2 tRNA genes and 3 rRNA genes are annotated in these 5749 nt (G+C 51.2%); all 5 read left to right on the top strand.

Annotation, left to right across the window (positions count from 1 at the left end):
* Positions 1–408: 408 nt before the first annotated feature.
* A 16S ribosomal RNA gene (locus QQL65_RS16390) occupies positions 409–1894 on the top strand.
* Between the two features lie 260 nt (positions 1895–2154).
* Positions 2155–2231, top strand: a tRNA-Ile gene (locus QQL65_RS16385).
* A 113-nt stretch (positions 2232–2344) separates the two neighbouring features.
* Positions 2345–2420: transfer RNA gene (locus QQL65_RS16380), tRNA-Ala, on the top strand.
* A 261-nt stretch (positions 2421–2681) separates the two neighbouring features.
* Positions 2682–5402, top strand: a 23S ribosomal RNA gene (locus tag QQL65_RS16375).
* A 141-nt stretch (positions 5403–5543) separates the two neighbouring features.
* Positions 5544–5659: ribosomal RNA gene (rrf, locus tag QQL65_RS16370) — 5S ribosomal RNA — on the top strand.
* The 16S, 23S and 5S rRNA genes sit together here with 2 tRNA genes alongside, the layout of an rRNA operon.
* Positions 5660–5749: the final 90 nt, after the last annotated feature.

Raw genomic sequence — 5749 nt, 5'->3', positions numbered from 1 at the left:
AAGTTTGTTGATTTTAATTAGAATTTGGGTGTTGACAGGTTGTTTAGGTAGCCTTATAACCCGCAACACTGAGCGAATGATTTGGTTTGTTTGTTTGGTGTTTCCTGAATTGGGCAGAGATTGATCTGCTGGCTTGTCCGGCGAGATTTCTCTATGTGTTTGATTTAGGGTGATATTTTTGACGTGTTGGCTTTTGGTTGGCGGGTCTGTTCTTTGACAGTGTGAAGAAGAAGAAAGAGAAACGTGGACGGCGAGGTCCTTGCGGATCTGGTTTACCAGATCATACAAGACTTCGATGGGTGTACGTTTCTATTAGAGAACACCAAATTTACGGATGCGCTGCGAAGCGCATTAGTGACAAGTGGTGTCCTCGTCAAAACGTGCATTGCGTCGACAAAAGTCTATATCAAACTTGAGAGTTTGATCATGGCTCAGAACGAACGTTGGCGGCAGGCTTAACACATGCAAGTCGAGCGCTTCACTTCGGTGAGGAGCGGCAGACGGGTGAGTAACGCGTGGGAACATACCTAATAGTACGGAATAACAGTTGGAAACGACTGCTAATACCGTATACGCCCTTTGGGGGAAAGATTTATCGCTATTAGATTGGCCCGCGTTGGATTAGTTAGTTGGTGGGGTAATGGCCTACCAAGACGACGATCTATAGCTGGTCTGAGAGGATGATCAGCCACACTGGGACTGAGACACGGCCCAGACTCCTACGGGAGGCAGCAGTGGGGAATATTGGACAATGGGCGCAAGCCTGATCCAGCCATGCCGCGTGAGTGATGAAGGCCTTAGGGTTGTAAAGCTCTTTCGCTAGGGAAGATAATGACGGTACCTAGTAAAGAAGCCCCGGCTAACTTCGTGCCAGCAGCCGCGGTAATACGAAGGGGGCTAACGTTGTTCGGATTTACTGGGCGTAAAGCGCACGTAGGCGGATTAGCAAGTTAGGGGTGAAATCCCGGAGCTCAACTCCGGAACTGCCTTTAAAACTGCTAGTCTAGAGATCGGGAGAGGTGTATGGAACTCCTAGTGTAGAGGTGGAATTCGTAGATATTAGGAAGAACACCAGTGGCGAAGGCGATACACTGGCCCGATACTGACGCTGAGGTGCGAAAGCGTGGGGAGCAAACAGGATTAGATACCCTGGTAGTCCACGCCGTAAACGATGAGAGCTAGCCGTTGGGAAGTTTACTTTTCAGTGGCGCAGCTAACGCATTAAGCTCTCCGCCTGGGGAGTACGGTCGCAAGATTAAAACTCAAATGAATTGACGGGGGCCCGCACAAGCGGTGGAGCATGTGGTTTAATTCGAAGCAACGCGAAGAACCTTACCAGCTCTTGACATACCTATCGCAGTCTCCAGAGATGGAGACCTTCAGTTCGGCTGGATAGGATACAGGTGCTGCACGGCTGTCGTCAGCTCGTGTCGTGAGATGTTGGGTTAAGTCCCGCAACGAGCGCAACCCTCGCCCTTAGTTGCCAGCATTTAGTTGGGCACTCTAGGGGGACTGCCGGTGATAAGCCGGAGGAAGGTGGGGACGACGTCAAGTCATCATGGCCCTTACGGGCTGGGCTACACACGTGCTACAATGGCGGTGACAGAGGGCAGCCACTCCGCGAGGAGGAGCTAATCCCTAAAAACCGTCTCAGTTCGGATTGCACTCTGCAACTCGGGTGCATGAAGTTGGAATCGCTAGTAATCGTGGGTCAGCATACCACGGTGAATACGTTCCCGGGCCTTGTACACACCGCCCGTCACACCATGGGAGTTGGTTCTACCCGAAGGCGCTGCGCTAACTTTTGAGGCAGGCGACCACGGTAGGGTCAGCGACTGGGGTGAAGTCGTAACAAGGTAGCCCTAGGGGAACCTGGGGCTGGATCACCTCCTTTCTAAGGATTGTCTTTCAAAAACAGCTTATTGGCCTCGCGCCGGCAGGCTGGCTTTATTAGACTTTCATTGGATAAGATTGGTTTAGTCAAAACCGATCGCTAAAACAAAAGCGGGACATCGCCGCCTTCGTTTCTCTTTCTTCACATTAAGTGACGTTCATCACGTGATAGTGTTTTACGCGCCGCCGTCGTAAGCTAGCGCTTGCTACCCCGGCACCCCCGCCAATTGGTTGGGATAAAACGTTAGCACTATAGGCTTCGGGCCTGTAGCTCAGTTGGTTAGAGCGCACGCCTGATAAGCGTGAGGTCGGTAGTTCAAATCTACCCAGGCCCACCATTGTTACGCGCCGCCGTCGCGAACGTTGTTCGCTTCCCCGGCATCCCCGCCAGTTGGTTGGGTGCTGATAGTGCGCTGAGGCTTTGGTGTCGATGACGATCATCCTGGAATAAGGGGCCATAGCTCAGCTGGGAGAGCGCCTGATTTGCATTCAGGAGGTCGTCGGTTCGATCCCGTCTGGCTCCACCATTTACCATTGGAAGCTGGATGTTGGCATCGCCGGTTGAACATTTAGTCACTTAAGAAAGAACAAGTTTTGTGAGGTCAACGCGAGTTGATTTTGCATGATCTTATATATCGTAAAGAGAAAGATAGTTTGTTTGTTTGACCCACACCCGGGGAGAACAGGTTATCTTCGTGAAGTTAAATTTAAATATGATCTAACCTTATCATATTCGACGGTCCATTATGTCTTGCACGAGACGGATTGCGGATATTGATAATGAGAACAATCAAGTGTCTTAAGGGCATCTAGTGGATGCCTTGGCGCACACAGGCGATGAAAGACGTGATACGCTGCGATAAGCGTCGGGGAGCTGCGAATAAGCTTTGATCCGACGATTTCTGAATGGGGCAACCCGGCCATTTATGGTCACCCGAAAGGGAGCAAACCTGGGGAACTGAAACATCTAAGTACCCAGAGGAAAGGACATCAACCGAGACTCCGTTAGTAGTGGCGAGCGAACGCGGACTAGGCCAGTGGCTAAATTGTAAGAACGGGAAGAAGCTGGAAAGCTTCGCCATAGTGGGTGATAGCCCCGTACCGGTAGAAAGCAATTTAGTCCTCGAGTAAGGCGGAACACGTGAAATTCTGTCTGAACATGGGGGGACCACCCTCCAAGCCTAAGTACTCGTGTGCGACCGATAGTGAACAAGTACCGTGAGGGAAAGGTGAAAAGCACCCCGACGAGGGGAGTGAAATAGTTCCTGAAACTGGATGCCTACAAACAGTCGGAGCCCGCAAGGGTGACGGCGTACCTTTTGTATAATGGGTCAGCGACTTAATTTAACATGCAAGCTTAAACCGTTAGGTGTATGCGCAGCGAAAGCGAGTCTGAATAGGGCGTTGAGTATGTTGGATTAGACCCGAAACCAAGTGATCTAGCCATGGGCAGGCTGAAGGTGCAGTAACATGCACTGAAGGGCCGAACCCACTTCTGTTGAAAAAGAACGGGATGACCTGTGGCTAGGGGTGAAAGGCCAATCAAACTTGGAAATAGCTGGTTCTCCGCGAAATCTATTTAGGTAGAGCGTCAGACGAATACTCCAGGGGGTAGAGCACTGGATGGGCTAGGGGTCCCCAACGGATTACCAAACCTAACCAAACTCCGAATACCTGGAAGTAATATCTGGCAGACACACCACGGGTGCTAAGGTCCGTGGTGGAGAGGGAAACAGCCCTGACCGACAGCTAAGGTCCCAAAGTCATGGTTAAGTGGGAAAGCTTGTGAGATTGCATAGACAACCAGGAGGTTGGCTTAGAAGCAGCCATCCTTTAAAGATAGCGTAACAGCTCACTGGTCAAGCGATCTTGCGGCGAAAATGTAACGGGGCTCAAACCATGCACCGAAGCTTCGGGTTTGCACTATGTGCAAGCGGTAGCGGAGCGTTCTGTAAGTCTGCGAAGGGATACCCGCGAGGGGTCCTGGAGGTATCAGAAGTGCGAATGCTGACATGAGTAGCGATAAAGAGTGTGAGAGACACTCTCGCCGAAAGTCCAAGGGTTCCTGCGCAATGCTAATCAGCGCAGGGTTAGTCGGCCCCTAAGTCGAGGACGAAAGTCGTAGACGATGGGAATCAGGTTAATATTCCTGAACCTGGTGGTAGTGACGAATTTATAGAGCTGTCAGTCCTTATCGGATTGGTTCTGGCAGTGAGTAAGTTCCAGGAAATAGCTCCACCATTATAGACCGTACTCTAAACCAACACAGGTGGACAGGTAGAGAATACTAAGGCGCTTGAGAGAACTATGCTGAAGGAACTCGGCAAATTACACGCGTAACTTCGGGATAAGCGTGACCATGCAGGAGGCAACTCTTGTGTGGTGGCACAGACCAGGGGGTGGCGACTGTTTACTAAAAACATAGGGCTCTGCGAAGTAGTAATACGACGTATAGGGTCTGACGCCTGCCCGGTGCCTGAAGGTTAAAAGGAGAGGTGAGAGCCTTGAATTGAAGCCCAGGTAAACGGCGGCCGTAACTATAACGGTCCTAAGGTAGCGAAATTCCTTGTCGGGTAAGTTCCGACCTGCACGAATGGCGTAACGACTTCCCCACTGTCTCCAGCATAGACTCAGCGAAATTGAACTCCCCGTGAAGATGCGGGGTTCCTGCGGTTAGACGGAAAGACCCCGTGCACCTTTACTATAGCTTCACACTGGCATTCGTGTCGGCATGTGCAGAATAGGTGGTAGGCTTTGAACTATAGACGCCAGTTTATAGGGAGCCGCAATGTGAGATACCACCCTTATCGTCATGTATGTCTAACCGCGGCGTAACAGCGTCCGGGACAGTGTGTGGTGGGTAGTTTGACTGGGGCGGTCGCCTCCCAAAGAGTAACGGAGGCGCGCGATGGTGGGCTCAGACCGGTCGGAAATCGGTCGTCGAGTGCAATGGCATAAGCCCGCCTGACTGCGAGACTGACAAGTCGAGCAGAGACGAAAGTCGGTCATAGTGATCCGGTGGTCCCGCGTGGAAGGGCCATCGCTCAACGGATAAAAGGTACGCCGGGGATAACAGGCTGATGATGCCCAAGAGTCCATATCGACGGCATTGTTTGGCACCTCGATGTCGGCTCATCGCATCCTGGGGCTGGAGCAGGTCCCAAGGGTTTGGCTGTTCGCCAATTAAAGCGGTACGCGAGCTGGGTTTAGAACGTCGTGAGACAGTTCGGTCCCTATCTGCCGTGGGTGTAGGAATGTTGAGAAGAGTTGCCCCTAGTACGAGAGGACCGGGGTGAACGGATCTCTGGTGGACCTGTTGTGGCGCCAGCCGCATAGCAGGGTAGCTATATCCGGACGGGATAACCGCTGAAAGCATCTAAGCGGGAAGCCTCCTTCAAAACTAGCATTCCCTTGAGAGCCGTGGGAGACCACCACGTTGATAGGCCAGGTGTGGAAGCGCAGCAATGTGTGAAGCTTACTGGTACTAATAGCTCGATTGGCTTGATTGTTCTCATTAATCAATGTCCGTATACACCAATACCAACAACATCATCTCTAAGCAAAACGCTTAGAAAATATGTTCCTGTATTGCATTCAAATAGAATGCGCGAATAAATCAAATTTAACTTCACGTCTTTGTTTTTTGCTGACTTGGTGACTATGGCGAAGCGCCCAGAACACGATCCCATTCCGAACTCGAACGTTAAATGCTTCAGCGCCGATGGTACTTTGTCTTAAGGCACGGGAGAGTAGGTCGTCGCCAAGTCTGCTAAAAACAAAGAAATTCTCTTCACGATATTAAATAACAAAACGCCCCGTTGGTTCGCCAGCGGGGCGTTTCTGCGTCAAAAGGGGA

The sequence above is a fragment of the Maritalea porphyrae genome (assembly GCF_030159895.1).
In the GTDB taxonomy this organism is placed as follows: Bacteria; Pseudomonadota; Alphaproteobacteria; order Rhizobiales; family Devosiaceae; genus Maritalea; species Maritalea porphyrae.
The sequence above is the reverse complement of the archived record's forward strand: the minus strand, read 5'-3'. Positions and strand labels throughout refer to the sequence as shown.